Source organism: Marinomonas posidonica IVIA-Po-181 (assembly GCF_000214215.1).
In the GTDB taxonomy this organism is placed as follows: domain Bacteria; phylum Pseudomonadota; class Gammaproteobacteria; order Pseudomonadales; family Marinomonadaceae; genus Marinomonas; species Marinomonas posidonica.
The window spans coordinates 3160318-3177808 of the sequence record NC_015559.1 but is presented as its reverse complement, the minus strand read 5'-3'; the positions used below and the strand labels follow the sequence as shown (position 1 = coordinate 3177808).

Here is a 17491-nt window from a genome sequence, read left to right as displayed (position 1 = left end):
AGTTTTGTGAATGATCATTCTCAATGTTTCTAAAGGAAGTCTCCTCAATGTTGTCTAAATTTAAATATGCTTCAAGTTTATTGCTTGTTTTGGTACTTGCTGGTTGTCAGGAAGAGGCTGCTAAGTCTAAATCTGCAGCACCAATGGCTCAAAAAGTTCCAGTTGGTGTGGTGACAATCGAGCCACAAACAACGGAATTAATTGCCGAGTTACCTGGACGTACGACATCAAGTTTGGTGGCCGAAATTCGACCTCAAGTTGGTGGTATCGTTGAGAAGCGCTTCTTTGAAGAAGGGCAGGATGTCAAAACCGGTGACGTATTGTATGAATTAGATGATTCCACTTATGTTTCCTCTTATAAGCAAGCGCAAGCAGACCTAGAGTCGAGTAATGCCAGTCTAAAGTCAGCACAACTTAAATATGATCGCTACAAAGAGTTGCGTAAGCAAAACAATGTCTCGCAGCAAGATTTAGATGATGCTCAAGTGGCTTTCTTAGAAGCTAAAGCCAAACAAAAAGGTTCTGAAGCGGCCCTAGAAAGTACCAAGATCAATCTTGGCTATACCAAAATTCGCGCCCCAATTGATGGTCGTATCGGCATTTCTCAAGTGACAGTGGGGGCTTTGGTAACGGGCAGCCAGTCAACGGTAATGACCACCATACGTTCTTTGGATCCGATTTTCGTTGACTTAGCGCAAACCAGTTTAGATCAGTTGAAACAACGTACTTTGCTGAAGCAGGACGGTGTTGAAAAAGGCACAAATAAAGTCTCTTTGATTCTTGAAGATGGCACTCAATACGAATATGAGGGTCAGTTAAAAGCTCGTGAAGTCAGTGTGGATGAAAATACCGGCAGTGTGACGTTACGAGCAGAATTCCCTAATCCAGACGATCTTTTGTTACCTGGGATGTTTGTCCGAGGTTTGATTCATGAAGCAACGCACACACAAGCCTTATTAGTCCCACAACAAGGTGTGTTTCGTGATGTTAAAGGCAATCCAATTGCTTATCTAGTGAATGATCAGAACATCATAGAGAAGCGTATTTTGACCGTAGAACGTGCTATTGGTAATCAATGGTTGGTGTTATCTGGAATTAATGCCGGTGATAAAGTGGTGGTCGAAGGGTCAATGAAAATCCGCTCGGGCAGCGAAGTAATGGCTTCTCCAATGGTTTTTGATAAGAAGACTGGTGAGATTGTTGACAGTAAACAGGCTTCAGCAGCACAAGGGAATTAATCTATGTTAGCGCAATTTTTTATCAATCGTCCGGTGTTCGCGTGGGTTATTTCCATTGCGATCATGTTGGTCGGTCTGGCATCGATTAATACTTTGCCGATTGGACAATACCCTAACGTTGCCCCCCCAACAGTGAGTATTTCTGCAACCTATTCTGGTGCTTCTGCGGAAACAGTGGAAAACAGTGTTACTCAAGTGTTAGAGCAACAATTAACGGGTCTTGATGGTCTGTTGTATTTCTCTTCGTCAAGCAGCTCTTCTGGTCGAACCAGTATCAATGTGACCTTTGAACAGGGGACGGATGCGGACATTGCACAGGTACAAGTGCAAAATAAAATCCAACAAGTGACTTCCAGTCTACCTAACTCGGTTCAGCAGAATGGGGTTACCGTTGAGAAATCCAATACGGATTTCTTGTTAGTGGCGGCCATTTATGACGAAACGGATACGGATACGGCAAGCGATATTTCAGACTTTTTGGTGTCCAGTATTCAGGACCCGGTTTCCCGTGTTGATGGTATTGGTAGCGTACAGGTTTTTGGTGCTGAATATGCAATGCGTATCTGGCTTGATCCACTGAAGCTGGCGTCTTATAAGTTGATGCCATCGGATATTTCTGCTGCGATTACGGCGCAAAACACACAAGTTGCAGCGGGTAGCCTTGGTGCTTACCCTATTGTTGATGGTCAAGAATTGAACGTGACGGTGACCGCACAGTCTAAATTGCAAACGGTTGAACAATTTGAAAACATCATATTGGCCTACGATGATAGCGGCGCAACGGTACGTTTGAGTGATGTTGCAAAAGTAGAATTGGGCAGTGAAAGTTATTCTTTCATTCCTCGTTTGAATGGTCACCCAGCCTCTGGTATGGCGGTTATGTTGGCGCCTGGCGCGAATGCTTTATCGACATCAGAAGCGGTTAAAAACGTACTTGCTGGGTTGGAAAAGAACCTGCCTGATGGTTACAAGTTATCTTTCCCAGTAGACAACACCAGTTTTATTAAAATCTCGATTGAGGAAGTGGTTAAAACCTTATTCGAAGCCATCGCACTGGTGGTGATCGTGATGTTTGTGTTCCTACAGAATTGGCGAGCGACTTTGATTCCTGCCATCGCAGTCCCCGTTGTCTTATTGGGTACGTTTGGGGTGTTGGAGTTGTTTGGCTTCTCCATCAATACTCTGACCATGTTTGGTATTGTACTGTCGATAGGGCTACTGGTAGACGATGCCATCGTGGTGGTAGAAAATGTCGAGAGGGTGATGGAAGAAGATAAACTGTCACCAAAAGAAGCCACCATAAAATCAATGAAAGAGATTACCAGTGCTTTGATCGGTATTGCCGTGGTGTTATCGGCGGTTTTCCTACCTATGGCATTTTTCAGCGGTTCAACTGGGGTGATTTATCGTCAGTTCTCGATCACCATTGTGGCCGCGATGACTCTATCGGTTGTGGTGGCGCTGACACTGACGCCAGCTTTGTGTGCGACCATGCTCAAGCCCAACCACCATGCGGCTAAAAAAGGCTTAGGTGGCTGGTTTAATCGTAATTTTGATCGTGCGACCAATAAGTATTTTGGTGGTGTCAGCAGCATCATCAAGCGTCCAGTTCGTTGGATGATTGTTTATGGCGCCATTGTTGCCGGTTTAGCTGGCTTGATGATGAACTTGCCGTCAGGTTTCTTACCCACAGAAGACCAAGGTCGAGTCATGGTGATGGTGTCGTTACCGGAAGGGGCGTCTTTGGCTCGTACGGATAAAGTGATGCGCCAAGTGGAACAGCACTTTATGGTGGCTGAGAAAGCCAATGTGGATGCTATCTTCACCATTTCAGGCTTTAACTTCATGGGGACCGGGCAAAATGCAGGTTTGGCCTTTATTGCCCTAAAAGACTGGAGTGAGCGTGTTGGTCCAGCCAACAGTGCAGGGGCCATTGTGGGTCGATCTTACGGCGCGTTTGCTGGCATTAAAGATGCAATGATCTTTTCTTTGATACCACCTTCTATACAGGGATTGGGGCAAAGTAGTGGCTTCACTTTCCAGCTGCTAGCGAGCGGCAACACTGACCGAGACACTCTGTTGTCTATGCGTGATACTTTGTTGAGTAATGCCAATGCCAGTCCGCTATTAACAGGAGTGCGTTTGGGGTCTCAATCGGAAGCGCCACAGTTGCACATTGATATAGACCAAGAAAAAGCATCGGCTTTAGGTCTGTCGATGTCGGACATCAGCTCGACCTTAAGCAGTGCTTGGGCAGGCAGTTATATAAACGACTTCGTGGATCGTGGCCGTGTGAAAACCGTATATATGCAGGGTGAGGCTGGATATCGCTCTTCACCAGAAGATCTGCAGCATTGGTACGTGCGCGGCAGTGACAACACCATGACACCTTTCTCCGCTTTTGCGAACAGTGAATGGACTTACGGTCCAAAAACATTGAGTCGCTTTAATGGCTCGGCGTCATACCAGATCCAGGGTTCTGGTGCCGATGGTGTGAGTTCCGGTGCGGCGATGGATGAATTGCAGCGTTTGTCTGATGAGCTGCCAGCTGGCACCACAGGGGCTTGGAGTGGTTTGTCATACCAAGAACGTTTATCAAGTGGTCAAACACAAATTTTGTACGCCATTTCTATCCTTGTCGTCTTCTTATGTTTGGCGGCCTTGTATGAAAGTTGGACTGTACCATTGTCAGTGATATTAGTGATTCCATTAGGGGTGATTGGTGCCGCAGCGGCAGCACATTTGCGTGGTTTGGAAAATGATGTGTATTTCCAAGTCGCCTTGTTGACCACTATTGGTTTGTCCTCAAAGAATGCGATCTTGATTGTGGAGTTTGCCGAAGCGGCTTATCGCCGAGGGGTTAATGTATGGGAAGCGGCGGCATTGGCAGCGCGCCTTCGTTTACGCCCTATTATCATGACGTCCATGGCCTTCATTGTGGGCACCTTGCCTTTGGCCTTGTCTAGTGGTGCTGGTGCCAACAGCCGTATTTCGATTGGTTCAGGCATTGTTGGTGGTACATTGACGGCAACCGTTTTGGCGATTTTCTTCGTGCCTTTGTTTTTTGTGATTGTACGTCGTATCTTCCCGAAACGCCCAGAAGGGTTGTCTTCAAAAGAGTATGATGCTTAAGAGATCGTTATTTAAGCATTTAATAAAAAGGAGCCGATTGGCTCCTTTTTATTGGCAAGTTAGAAAGCATTGTTTTTTTTTAAATTAAACGTTTTCGAATATTCACCACAACAATTTCAGCGACGATGACAATCGCGAAAATGGCTAAAAGAGACATGGCCACTCTGTCCCATTGGAATAAGTTCATTGAATCGTCTAAAACCACACCAATCCCCCCAGCACCTACTAGACCAAGAACCGCTGATTCACGGACATTAATGTCCCAACGAAACAATACGATGCTGAAAAAAGCCGGTAATACTTGCGGCCAATAGCCTTTGAGCAAAATAGACAGCCAAGATGCCCCCGTGGCTTTCAGCGCTTCAATGGAGCCCATGTTGACTTCTTCTATTGCTTCTCCCAGTAGCTTGCCGACAAAGCCAATAGAGCGAAAGGCGATGGCTAAGACACCAGCAATGACACCAGGTCCAAAAATGGAGACAAACAGTAGAGCCCATACCAGAGAGTTAACCGATCGTGAAGACACTAAGAAGAATCGAGAGATCCAGTGGCACCAGGCAGAATTGACAATATTGCTGGCATTCATTAGTGCTAACGGAATCGCAAAGATGAGTGTGATGAGTGTGCCTAGCGTCGCGATGTTGAGTGTTTCAATCATAGCGTCGTGAACGGCAACAGGATAATACGCGAAATCAATTGGCCACATACGAGCAAACATATCGGCCATTTGCTCAGGTGCATCCAATAAAAATTCGGGAATGACTTCGACGGATTTAATGGATTGGAAAAAAGCTATGATGAGTACCAGATAAACGGCATAGCGTGACAATTTCTGCTTTAGTGTAAAGCGCTGCCAGTGATGATCTATTGTGTTCATAATGTATATTCCTAGGTCAGGCTAGCGGAAAATGCGGCGTACGATATTGGATAAAAATTCACCAAACATAATCAGTGCGATAATGATGATTAGGATGGCCGCCACAAAATCGTAATCAAAGCGTTGGAAGGCGGAGAAGAGCGTGCCGCCCAGTCCACCAGCCCCGACAATCCCTACCATGGTTGAATTCCGTAAGTTGGAGTCGAGTTGATAGGTGGAAAAACCAATAAAGCGCGAAAATACCTGTGGCATGACGGAAAATAAAATAATGCTGGTAAAGCCTGCTCCAGTGGCTCGGATGGCTTCAACTTGCTTCAGTGAAATCTCTTCAATGGCTTCAGCAAAGAGTTTGGCAATAAAGCCAACAGACGCCACGATCAAGGTTAAAATCCCAGCCAACGCACCGAATCCCACACTTTTTACAAACAAGATTGCAATGATCACAGGATGAAATGTACGACAAAGGGCGATCAACATTCTTACTGGCGTGCTGACCCAAGTTGGCATGAGGTTTCGAGCGGCAACTAAGCCCAAAAAGAGAGAGATGAAAATGCCGAAAATGCTCGAAATAATGGCAATTTCTAAGCTTTCAATTAGGCCGCTGAGTAACAGAGACCAGCGACTAAAATTTGGCGGGACCATTCGTCCTAAAAGGTTGCTGGCATGACCTAGACCATCATTAAAACGCTCCCAACTTAAGCCCATTGCCTGAAATGAATACACCACGTAACAGATAACGATGAGCCAGGTTGCGGTAACAAACCAGTTTTGTTTAAAGGGATTTTCACGGTTTTGTGAGGAGTTTATACCAGCCATGATTCACCTCCGTAGATTTGTTTCAGGTGTTCATCTGTGATGCCTTCAGGTGGTCCATCATAGACAACGACGCCATTACTCATGCCAATCATACGTTTGGCAAATCGGCTGGCCAGTTTTACATCGTGAATATTGACCAATGTTGGCAAGTGTTTTTCATCAGAGAATCGTTGTAAAAGCTCCATGATCTCGACCGCCGTTTTAGGATCAAGCGAAGACGTTGGCTCATCTGCTAATAGAATTCTTGGGTTTTGCATGACCGCTCTGGCAATACCGACTCGTTGGCGTTGCCCTCCAGAAAGGCTGTCGGCTCGTTTCTTAGCGTGCTCACTCAAGCCAACGGCCTCTAATAATTCAAACGCCGTGTTGATGTCTTCTTGGCTGAACTTTCGACGCCAAGCTTTCCACGCCGACATATAGCCAAGGCGACCTGTTAGGACATTTTCTATGACGGTTAAACGTTCGACCAGATTGTACTCTTGAAATACCATGCCGACTTGACGGCGCAGTTTTCGTAATTGCGCGCCCTTTGCAAGGCATAGGTCACTGTCGTCGAATAATATTTGTCCATCAGTAGGGTCAATTAAGCGGTTAATACAGCGCAGTAATGTACTTTTGCCGGTACCAGAGGGGCCGATGATCGCGATAATGCCAGGCTCAGTAATGTTAATGTCGATCCCTTTTAAAATCGGGTTACCGGCTGTGTATTCTTTTTTTAAGCCTCGAATTTCAAGAAAGTTTGAGTGCTCAGCTGTGTTATGAGTGACAGACATAGTGTTTCCTAAAGACAAAGAGTGCCGAGCAACCTGATGGTTCAGGTTGCTGGTCTTTATGTAAATGAGGTATTCAGTTAATACGGGTTTTATTGGTTTTTGCTGGCAGCCGCTTTCGCTGCTTTGGCTCTCTTAGCTGCGGCCTTAGCGGCATCCGCTTCGGCTAGCTGTTTAAGTCCAGTTTTGGTGTAGGCTGTGCCGGATGCGTGAGCAATGTCTCGGATGACCTGCCACTCTTTTTTGTAAGTAATGGGGAAAAAGCGATCAGCGCCACCAAATGTTTGTTGCATATCGGCTGGGAAGCGGAAAGTGAAGAACGCTTTTTTGATTTTTTCAACCAACTCAGGGTTTAGGTCATGAGCGTAACCAAAAGAAGACGTAGGGAAGCGAGGGCTGGTATAAATAATACGGAAGTCCTCTTTATTAATACGTTTGGCATCTACCATACGTTTAAAGACGTCTGATGCAACCGGTGCGGCTTCATAGTCGCCAGATAACACGCCCATCACAGATTGGTCATGCTTGCCGGAATATTTCACGTTATAGTCTTTATCCGGTGTTATTCCAAGCGCTGGGAAGATGGCGCGCGGTGCTAAGTTACCCGAATTGGAAGACGCAGAAGTGTGAGCAACCACTCTGCCTTTTAAATCGGTCATCTTATGTATATCACTGTCTTGTCGCACGATCGTGATCAGGTTGTAGCCTTGAAAAGACTCTTCTGTCCCTTTTACCGCGATTGGCACTAAGCCCCCTAAATTCACAGCATAGCCGGTTGGCCCTGTTGAGAAACCTGCAATGTGCAATCGGCCAGAGCGTAACGCCTCGACTTCAGCCGCATTTGAGTGAACCGTGTAATACACTACTTTTTTACCAGTGACATCGCTAAGGTATTTTTGGAAATCACTAAACGCATCTTTATAGACAGCTGGATCTTCAACTGGAGTATACGTAAAGACAAGTGTACTAGGGTCACGCCATTGGCTTGAATCTTTTGGCAGATCGGCCACTAAATCGTAGTTCTCGTCGCAGAATTTATCGTCCAGAACGCCACGATAGCTACAATTGTCTGCTAGGGCAGCGTTGGCGCCTAACAGTAATGAGCTAGATAGCACTAAACCTGTCAATAATTTAATAGGCATTATTGTTTTCCTCATGATGTATTTTTTTATTGTTATCACCGGTCGGGTGGTTCCGCTGTCGGAGATGAGATAACCCCACTTTAGTGTCGGGTTAACCCCTATAGAGCAATGCCAATGCCAATATTTAAAAATTCTTTTAAAACATAGTGTTATTGTTATTTTGACGTTGCACGCCTTTGGTTTGGGACGCTTTGGTCTCATGGTGAAATATGAAATGGGTCATTCGTGTCCTTCATTTTCGGTGGCTTTAAAGTGTTGTTTATCCAATTGGTGCTTTTTCATTTTGCGATACAAGGTTTTGCGTGACATATCCAGCAGTTCGGCTGCTTCATTTAATAGGCCGTTTGTGGCTCTTAGGCCTTCTTCAATAATATGGCGTTCAAACTGGTCCATACGTTCTTCATAGCTGCCATTGATGTCATCCTGACGTTTGATTGAGGCTAATGATGTTTCACTGATGCCAAGTACGAAGCGATCGGTGGCGTTTTTTAATTCACGAACATTGCCTGGCCACTGATGCTGAATTAAATAATCTAGGTAGGAGGGGGTGATGCTTGGTAAGGCTCGAGAAAAATGCTCGGAAGCTTTTCGAGCATAATGATGAAAAAGCGGTAAAATGTCCTCGGGTCTATCTCTGAGAGGTGGAATGGTGAGGCTAGCGACATTAAGTCGATAAAATAAGTCCTGACGAAATTTTCCTTCTTCACCAAGTTGCGCCAGATTGTCTTTGCTGGCCGCAATAACGGTGAGCTCAACAGGAATGGGAGTGGTGCTACCGACTCGTTCAATAGTGCGTTCTTGTAGGACCCGTAATAATTTGATTTGTACTGGCAGTGGCATGGTTTCGATTTCATCTAAGAATAATGTGCCGCCATTTGCGGCTTCGATTTTGCCTATATGACGTTTATTGGCGCCGGTGAATGAGCCCGCTTCATGACCAAATAACTCACTTTCGATGAGACTTTCACTAATGCCACCACAATTAATGGCAATGAAGCGACCTTTGTTTCTTAGACTGAATTGATGCAAGGCTCTCGCAACCACATCTTTGCCGCATCCAGTCTCACCATAAATAATGGTGTCGACGTTCGCTTGTGCTAGAGAAGAGATATGTTGGCGAATGTTTTTGATGGCCGCTGACTCACCGATAATCAAGGTTTCTAACCCAGTTTGTTGAGCAAGATTTTGTTTGAGTTTGCGGTTTTCCAGTACCAGTTGTCGTTTTTCAGATGCTCTTTGTAATTGACTAATAAGTTGAGCTGGTTGTAAGGGTTTTTCAAGAAAGTCATAAGCCCCTTCCTTCATGGCTTCAATGGCCATTGGGATGTCGCCATGGCCACTCATTAGCAGGACCGGCAATTCGTTATCTAACTCTTGTAAGTGAGCGAGTAAATTCATGCCGTTCATTTTCGGCATTCTGACATCGCTTAGTACCACAACAGGGCTGTCTTTGTTGAGCAATGAGATAGCCTTGTCTGCTCGACTGTGGCTCTCAGTTTGGAAGCCTTCGAGTTCCAGCATTTCGGTTAATGCTTCGATGATGGTTTGGTCATCATCGATCATGATTATTTTTATTGTGTTTAGCATTTATTTTTCCGCCTTTGCTAATTCTAAGGTGAAGCGACTGCCAGTCTCGGGGGTCGATGAAACTCTGATTTGTCCGCCAAAGTCTTGGATTATGTTATAGCTAATGGATAGACCGAGTCCGAGCCCTTGTCCCACTTCTTTTTGGGTAAAAAAAGGGTCAAAAATTTGTTCTATCTGACTTTCTTCAATGCCTATACCAGTATCACTGACATCAATGATTATCTTATTGTTTTGTTCATGCACCTCAATGGATAGCTGTTTTAAGGAGGCGCTTGATAGGGCATCAACAGCGTTGCTAATGAGGTTGACCATGACTTGTTCTAAGCGAATGGGCTCCGCTAAGACATAAAGAGAAGAGGCGTTTGTCTGATAATCAAGTTGGCAATTTTGATCGGCAATCTGGCTTGACATAAGTTCGATCGCGTCTCGAATAACCGTGTCTAAACAAACGGGAGTGAGTTCTGTTCCGGCAACACGAGCGAAGGCTTTGAGATGCTTGGTGATGCGAGTGATTTTGGTCAGCAGCAGGCTGATTTTTTGTAAGCTGGTTTGTGCCTTGTTCACTTGCTCTTTTTCCATATGTCGCCCAGCCGTATGCAAATGGCTGGCAATGGCGGTCAGTGGTTGATTTATTTCATGCGTAATCCCGACGCCAAGCTTACCCAGCGCTGCGAGCTTACCCGCTTGTACCAATTCATTTTGAGCAGCTTTTAATTGTGCTTCAGCGGCGACTCTTTCTTCGATCTCAGCGGCGAGAGTTTGATTGGTTTGTTCAACTTGTATTGCCGTTTCCTGAAAGTATTGGAGATCTCGAGCCATGCTTGAGACCTCGTCATGACCCACAATGCGGATTTTAGTGTCCAATTGGGAGCTGGCAATGGCGCGCATATTCTGTTGTAGCTCAATGATGCGCTGCAACACATTGCGACGTACATAAAACCAAGAAATCGCACAAGCAATGCTCAGGCTAATAAGAGACAAAAGTAAAATATTACGAATACTGCCATGTATGGATTTGATCGCTCTTTCGAGTGAGCTGCGAATACCTGTGTTGGTGTTATTTGTGTATTGATTGATTTGTGCCGCTAACTGCTGAATGTGTTGTTGGCTGTTTTCTAACAGAAAGCTTTGCTGATAGAGCAGGTCTAATTCTTCATTTTTGAGTTGAAAAAGCGCCCCTTGCCTAGAGCTCATTGTGAGCAAGTCGAATAATGACTCCTGCAAAGAAGCTGGAACTTGTGGCAGTAAGGTCAGGTATTCTGCTATTTCAGCGCCTAACTTTTCTAGCCTTAAGAAGGTGTAGTCTAACTCGTTAAAGGATGCATCGTTGCTGACTTTTTCGATTAATCCAGAGAAATAATAGAGTCGATGTATGACTGCTTCTAACTCAGGAGTAGGGTGGATCTGATCTACTTGATAAATGGCATCTTGGAATAATGGAAAGATAAACAAAGAGTGCTTTGCGAGTTCTTGTCTGATGACCTCTCGACGTTCTACACTTTGATTTAACAGTGTTAGGCTGTTGCTAATTTGCGTAATAAGTTCAAGAAAGTATCGATTGTAATCCGGTAGGTTGCGCATCAGCGAATCCATTTCTCGGATTGCAGAACTGAGTTCACGCATGGCTTTGGTTCTGGCAACCGAAGAGTCGCTGGTCACGAGCAGTGGCGCAGTGGCAACAATTTGTCGGCTTTTATCGTTTAATCTAGCGGCCGCATCCAATCCAGGAATGTCTTGTTGCTTTAATAGCAGAAGACGATCACTGAGTTGCAAATAGGTATTGGTTGCCATCCCACTTGCCACAATGGTGATAGAAGATATCAGAACAAAAGCTAAAAATAGCCTACCGCCAATGCCAATATTACGAAGCCAAGAAAAGCTGGGAGTCCCCATTTATGTATGTCCTATTATTTTTATAATTTATTTATCTAATGAAAGATTGATGCCAACTTGGACGTCTTATTTTTATTAGGTTTGGGCCTATATTGAGGACAAAAATGTCCCATCACAAGTGTTTGCTGTTTTTTGTGACCATGCTTGTTGATGAAGCCATTTCTTTTTCGGTGAACTAGAAGTGAGAGTGTTTTATGTGTGTTGTTTACGTTGAACTCAGGATGGTTGTTTTAAGGGGTAACCTTAGGCTCAAACGTCTCGACGTTTTTGATATAGACGTTTGAGCGGCAATTATCGACCTTAAAGTCTTTGCAATCCCCACAACAAATACAGTCCTCCTAAAATGGAGGCGACCATGCCGGCTGGAATCTCTTGTGGGTAGAGCCATTGTCTGCCCAGCCAATCAGCAAATAACATCAAGAAACTGCCCACTAAAGCGGCGGCTAGTAGATGCTCTTTCGCGCGATTAAAGCCCAGCATTCGAGCCAAATGCGGAGCCATTAAGCCGACAAAGCTGAGTGGCCCAACCACCAGTGTGGCAGCCACAGTTAAGCAAGCTGAAATGGCTAACAACACTAATCTGGAACGGCTGACTCTCACCCCCAAAGACTGAGCACTGGCTTGGCCTAGGGGTAAAATATCTAGCCATTTGGTGAACAGGAACACCAAAGCAACCAGCACAAGGGTAAAAGCTAAGGTCATTAACAGTGTTTGGTAAGTGACATAGTAGGTGGAACCTGACATCCAAGCGAGGAACTGATAGTTACGAGGATCACCACCCGCTAATATGATGGTTTGAATGGCGTTCATCAAAGCCGTTATGGCCACACCGGTTAACAATACGCGCTCAGGTTGGAAGCCTGATTTTCGGTTAAGCAACACAATGATTAGCATACTCAAGGCTGCGCCGATTAAGCCACCAATGTACATTCCCGTAATGCCAGCCGCTAGACCTGTGTACAAAGACAGAATTAAGCCAATGGCGGTACCTGAACTAATACCAATTACCTCGGGGCTTGCCATTGGGTTGCCACTGATACGTTGAATGATGGTTCCGGCCACAGCCAACATAGCACCCGCTAATACAGCGGTTAATAATCTAGGTAAACGCCAATCCAGCATTGACCATTCGCCGTTTAATAGTAGCCATTGCCAACCTTGGTTTTGCAGCGACACAGTGGAAAAGACAACCAAGCCCAATAGTAGGAGCGCCGCTGTGAGTAAAATGGATTTTTTGCCAACGTGGCGTACTTTCGGTGTGTGGCGTGTCAGTATTGTTTCCGTTTGAGTTTGGTTTTTCATTGACAGTTTGGGGAGCAGCCATAACATCAAAGGCGCTCCCAATGCTGCTGTGGCTGCACCGGTTTGGATGTACATTGGCATGTAACCCGGTAAAGACTGAATGAGCAAATCGGTTAGGGTTAGCAGTAAAGCACCAATGATCATCGCGACAATAAGCTTGGGTGCCAGCCGACGTACGCCCAATAAGCGTGTAATCGCTGGGGCGGCTAAACCAATAAAACCGATCACGCCAACACTCGCCACCACCCATGACGTTAGTAAGACGGCCAAACCTAGGCAAATAAAGCGCAATTTCGCTAAGGAAACGCCTAAGCTTTTTGCGCCGGATTCGGTGAGCTCTAATAAGCTCAAGGGTTTGAGGAAGAGAAAAGCGGCACCGGTGGCAATGATGACTTTGGGTAATAAATACTGCACATTTTCCCAGCCCGTTTGTACCAGCGAGCCGGCTCCCCAAATCATCAAGCCTGAGAGTTTTTCTTCATTGAGAATCAAAAGAACGGTACTAAAGGCACCAAAATACAGATTAATTACCAGACCGGTAATGACCACAATGGTAGGCGATAAAGCACGTCGCCATGACAAAGCAAAGACCAATGCCATGGTGATTAAGCCACCCAACAGAGCGACCAGACTGTGCGAAATTTCGATTAACCAAGGGGCGTACAGAGTGGCCAGCATTAAGCCAAAACTGGCACCTGTGGCTACCCCCAGAGTAGAAGGTGAGGCAATAGGGTTGCGCAACACTTGTTGCATCAATACCCCAGCTACCGCTAGTGCGGCACCGCAAATCAGGGTAGTGAAGAGTCGTGGCCACCAGGTTAAAGACAGCTTGATGGAAATGACAGACTGCCAATCCGTGTGCACAAAACTTTGTAAGGCTAGACTGAAGGGCAATTGTGCGGTCAGTTGCGCATAGCCGACGGCTAATACGGCCAGTAAGAGAAGGCTGACGAAGCTAAAGGGTAGAATGCGCATTAGTTTACCTCCTGCTCTTGAATGGCATGTGTGATAAGGGTGGCAAAGCGTACGGTGGATGGAATTGCGCCAAAGCTCCAAACCGGCTCAATGCGTAATACCGGATGCCCCGATTTTTTAATCAGATATTGCCAGAGCTGATCTTGTTCGAGATGTTCTTTAGCACCAGCTGGTAGTGGGTCTACTACGACAAATTGCCCTTTGATATCCAATAAACTATCGATGCCGACCAGAGCAAACCCCCATGCATTGGTGTCACCCGACCAAGCATTCTTGATACCGAGTTGATTCAGTGCGATTTGGTACATGCTGTTATGACCAAATACCCGCACATGACGAGCATCCATAAATTGAATCATCAGTAGATCTGCTTGTGGTTTGACGGGTAAGGAGGCTTTTAGTTGCTGAAAGGAATTCTCAGATGCTGCAATGAGTTGCTGTGCTGCGTCTTCTTTGCCAATCGCTGACGCCATGGTGTGGGTAAAGTCTTGTAGGGCTTGCCAATTCGCTTTGCCCTCAGCGTAGATGGAAATAGCGGTGACTGGGGCAATTTTTTCCAGTCTGGCTTGATGATATTGATAAGCTGGCGAAACAAAAATATGGTCGGGGTTTAACTCAGCTAAACGTTCTAAATTGGGTTGTGTTCGTAACCCAATATCGACTGATTCTATGGGAATACTCGGCTCTTTAACCCAAGCGTTATAAGCGGTTTTTTGAGTTGCACCAACCGGCGTTACGCCCAAACCTAATAAGGTTTCGGTATGAGACCAGTCTATGGACACCAAGCGTTGTGGCTCAGCATTCAGCGTCCAACTGCTCAGACATAACAACAAAGTTGTCAGTCCTAGACGTTTTATCGAATGAACAATCATGGGAATTCTCACTGAAATTGAGTACCTTGGCTGTTAGTGTGGCATGGCAACTGGGTAGCCTGCAGGGTGATCGGCAACGTGCATATCGATGTCGTAAATCTGCTTGAGGTGTTCTTGATCGAACAAATCTTTGACGGTGCCTGCCGCAATTAACTTGCCGCTGTGTAATGCGACAATGTCATCACAAAAGCGAGCGGCCATATTAATGTCATGGATAACAATAATAACGCCAAGATTCAGCTGCTGGCTGAGCTTTTTGATCAGCTTTAGCATGTCGACCTGATGGGCTATGTCCAAAGCAGAAAGGGGTTCATCGAGGAGTAAGTATTCGGAGCGTTGAGCCAGTAGCATGGCGAGCCACAGACGTTGGCGTTCACCACCTGATAGGGTGTCTACCATGCGGTCCGCGTAATCCAAGGTGTCGGTTAGCTGCATGGCTTCTTCAATAATGGTTTTGTCTTGCTTGGTCAAACGGCCAAGTAAACCGTGCCAAGGGTAGCGTCCGAAACCAACTAAATCGCGCCCAGTTAGTGTATCTGTGGAAGGAGTATGCTGAGGAAGATAAGCGACTTTTTGAGCAAACTTTTTGCTGGGCCAAGCGGATAACGTTTTGTTATCCAGCAAAATATCGCCATCACTCGGGGATTGCTGTTGCGCTAAAAGCTTTAGTAAGGTCGACTTTCCTGAACCGTTGTGTCCAACCAGAGCATAGATTTTTCCCGCTTCAAATTGCATGGAAAAGTCAGATAAAAGTGAGCGATCACCAACTCGAAACTGCAGATTTTTAGACTCTATCATTCTAGAAAACCAAATAGGGTTGTGTGCGAATTAAGTTTGTTTGAGACAAACTCACATAAGCTTACATTCTATTCTTCTCATTAATAATAATGCAAATCGTTTGCAATACTATTTGGTTAGGGGGTAGGCAAAGAGAGTCGGTTAAGAATTTGTGCGGGGATCAAGTCTAGGGGCTTTTAGTGTCTATATCCCTAGCCCAAATAGGATAAAAAGTCCTCTTCATGTCTCAATTCAATGGTTGTGCAGATTGAAAAACATAGACAAGGCGTGCCTTTAGCTGACAGTGGCGTATAATACGCCCAATTTTAAATGCTCTTATCTCTAGATAACCTAGATTTTGACGACCATTGTGGCGTCATATCGGTTGTTTATGGCCTTTGGTTAGGCGGAGCAGAGAGCGTATTTTATGTTTGTGCTGTCGTTGCGCAAGGCGGAGATTTTTATACATGGCAAACGCCGATTTTATTAATGAAGTAAACAAGCGTCGTACTTTTGCGATTATTTCCCACCCGGATGCAGGTAAAACCACCATCACAGAAAAAGTGTTGTTGTTCGGACGTGCGATTCAGTCGGCAGGAACAGTCAAAGGGCGCGGTTCGAAGCAGCATGCCAAATCCGATTGGATGGACATGGAGAAGGAACGTGGTATCTCGATCACGACGTCTGTTATGCAGTTCCCATATAACGATTGTTTGGTGAATCTATTGGATACACCAGGACACGAAGACTTCTCGGAAGATACGTATCGAACTTTAACCGCTGTTGACTCTTGTTTGATGGTCATCGATACGGCAAAAGGGGTCGAGGATCGTACTCGCAAACTAATGGAAGTTACCCGTTTACGTGACACGCCAATTGTCACCTTTATGAACAAATTGGACCGTGATATTCGTGATCCAATGGAAGTCTTAGATGAGGTCGAAAGCGAACTTAATATCATGTGTGCGCCAATTACTTGGCCGATTGGTTGTGGTAAAGAGTTCAAAGGTGTGTATCACATACATCGGGATGAAACGATTCTGTACTCAACGGGTCAAGGTCATACCATTCAGGAATTGCGTGTGGTGAAAGGTCTGAATAACCCGGATTTGGATGTCGCAGTGGGCGACGAATTGGCTCAGCAGTTACGTGAAGAGCTTGAGTTGGTCATGGGCGCGTCAAATGAATTTGACCACGAGTTGTTTATGGAAGGTGAACTGACACCTGTCTATTTTGGTACGGCTTTGGGTAACTTCGGTGTCGATCATATGTTGGACGGTTTGACGAAGTGGGCGCCAGCGCCATTGCCTCGTCAGACCAATGAACGTCAAGTCGAAGCGAAAGATGAGACGTTTTCAGGCTTTGTGTTTAAGATTCAAGCCAATATGGACCCGAAACACCGTGACCGTATTGCCTTTATGCGAATTGTGTCGGGAACCTATAAACAAGGCATGAAGATGAATCATGTACGGATCGGTAAAAATATTAGCATTTCCGATGCCGTGACCTTTATGGCAGGTGATCGATCGCGTGCTGAAGAGGCCTTTGCGGGTGATATTATTGGTTTGCATAACCACGGAACCATTCAGATAGGTGATACTTTTACACAAGGTGAAAGTCTGAAATTTTCTGGTATTCCAAACTTTGCACCGGAATTGTTCCGTCGTATTCGTTTGAAAGACCCATTAAAGCAAAAGCAATTGCTAAAGGGTTTGGTTCAGCTATCAGAAGAGGGGGCTGTACAGGTCTTTCGTCCATTGCAAAACAATGATCTGATTGTGGGTGCGGTTGGTGTGCTGCAATTTGATGTGGTCGTAGCGCGTCTGAAAGCGGAATACAATGTGGAAGCCATTTATGAATCGGTTAACGTTGCGACGGCTCGTTGGGTTGATTGTGAAGATGGTAAGAAACTGGAAGAGTTCAAACGCAAGAATCAGGTTAATTTGGCGTTAGATGGTGGTGATAATTTGTCTTATATTGCGCCAACCATGGTCAATTTGAATCTAGCACAAGAGCGTTTTCCGGATGTTACCTTCCGTGCAACTCGAGAACATTGATCAATACTTGACTAAATTACTAGGTTAAGCGGATAATTCGGTTATTCGTAACA

12 protein-coding genes are annotated in these 17491 nt (G+C 45.4%); 3 read left to right on the top strand and 9 right to left on the bottom strand.

Annotated elements, in window-relative coordinates; genetic code table 11:
• Positions 1-47: 47 nt before the first annotated feature.
• Both MAR181_RS14595 and MAR181_RS14590 read left to right on the top strand, forming a co-directional pair.
• Complete coding sequence (locus MAR181_RS14595; RefSeq protein WP_013797368.1) at positions 48-1238, top strand: efflux RND transporter periplasmic adaptor subunit; 1191 nt, start codon at positions 48-50, stop codon at positions 1236-1238.
• A 3-nt stretch (positions 1239-1241) separates the two neighbouring features.
• Positions 1242-4370, top strand: a complete 3129-nt coding sequence (locus MAR181_RS14590; RefSeq protein WP_013797367.1) for an efflux RND transporter permease subunit — start codon at positions 1242-1244, stop codon at positions 4368-4370.
• A gap of 79 nt (positions 4371-4449) precedes the next feature.
• Here the strand turns inward: MAR181_RS14590 and phnE (MAR181_RS14585) are convergent, their stop codons facing one another.
• From phnE (MAR181_RS14585) to MAR181_RS14545, 9 genes are all read right to left on the bottom strand, one after another.
• Positions 4450-5247, bottom strand: a complete 798-nt coding sequence (gene phnE, locus MAR181_RS14585; RefSeq protein WP_013797366.1) for a phosphonate ABC transporter, permease protein PhnE — start codon at positions 5245-5247, stop codon at positions 4450-4452.
• 21 nt (positions 5248-5268) lie between these two features.
• A complete protein-coding gene (phnE, locus tag MAR181_RS14580; protein ID WP_013797365.1) occupies positions 5269-6063 on the bottom strand; it encodes a phosphonate ABC transporter, permease protein PhnE in 795 nt (264 codons plus the stop codon).
• Positions 6051-6836 (bottom strand): phosphonate ABC transporter ATP-binding protein, encoded by a 786-nt coding sequence (phnC, locus tag MAR181_RS14575; protein ID WP_013797364.1) that lies wholly within the window; start codon positions 6834-6836, stop codon positions 6051-6053. Before phnC ends, phnE (MAR181_RS14580) begins: the two co-directional genes overlap by 13 nt.
• A gap of 89 nt (positions 6837-6925) precedes the next feature.
• Positions 6926-7975 carry a phosphate/phosphite/phosphonate ABC transporter substrate-binding protein gene (gene phnD, locus MAR181_RS14570; protein ID WP_013797363.1) on the bottom strand — a complete coding sequence of 350 codons (1050 nt, stop codon included), beginning with the start codon at positions 7973-7975 and terminating at the stop codon, positions 6926-6928.
• Positions 7976-8194: 219 nt separating this feature from the next.
• Complete coding sequence (locus MAR181_RS14565; RefSeq protein WP_013797362.1) at positions 8195-9562, bottom strand: sigma-54-dependent transcriptional regulator; 1368 nt, start codon at positions 9560-9562, stop codon at positions 8195-8197.
• Positions 9563-11455, bottom strand: a complete 1893-nt coding sequence (locus MAR181_RS14560) for an ATP-binding protein (RefSeq protein ID WP_013797361.1) — start codon at positions 11453-11455, stop codon at positions 9563-9565.
• A gap of 300 nt (positions 11456-11755) precedes the next feature.
• Positions 11756-13732, bottom strand: coding sequence for a Fe(3+)-hydroxamate ABC transporter permease FhuB (fhuB, locus tag MAR181_RS14555; protein WP_013797360.1), 1977 nt, complete (start codon positions 13730-13732; stop codon positions 11756-11758).
• The gene (locus tag MAR181_RS14550; RefSeq protein ID WP_013797359.1) at positions 13732-14604 is read right to left on the bottom strand and encodes an ABC transporter substrate-binding protein; all 873 of its coding nucleotides are present in this window, start codon (positions 14602-14604) and stop codon (positions 13732-13734) included. Before MAR181_RS14550 ends, fhuB begins: the two co-directional genes overlap by 1 nt.
• Before the next feature lie 33 nt (positions 14605-14637).
• Positions 14638-15402, bottom strand: a complete 765-nt coding sequence (locus tag MAR181_RS14545; protein WP_013797358.1) for an ABC transporter ATP-binding protein — start codon at positions 15400-15402, stop codon at positions 14638-14640.
• 446 nt (positions 15403-15848) lie between these two features.
• Between MAR181_RS14545 and prfC the strand changes: the two genes are divergently transcribed.
• Positions 15849-17438 carry a peptide chain release factor 3 gene (gene prfC, locus MAR181_RS14540; RefSeq protein WP_013797357.1) on the top strand — a complete coding sequence of 530 codons (1590 nt, stop codon included), beginning with the start codon at positions 15849-15851 and terminating at the stop codon, positions 17436-17438.
• Positions 17439-17491 lie beyond the last annotated feature (53 nt).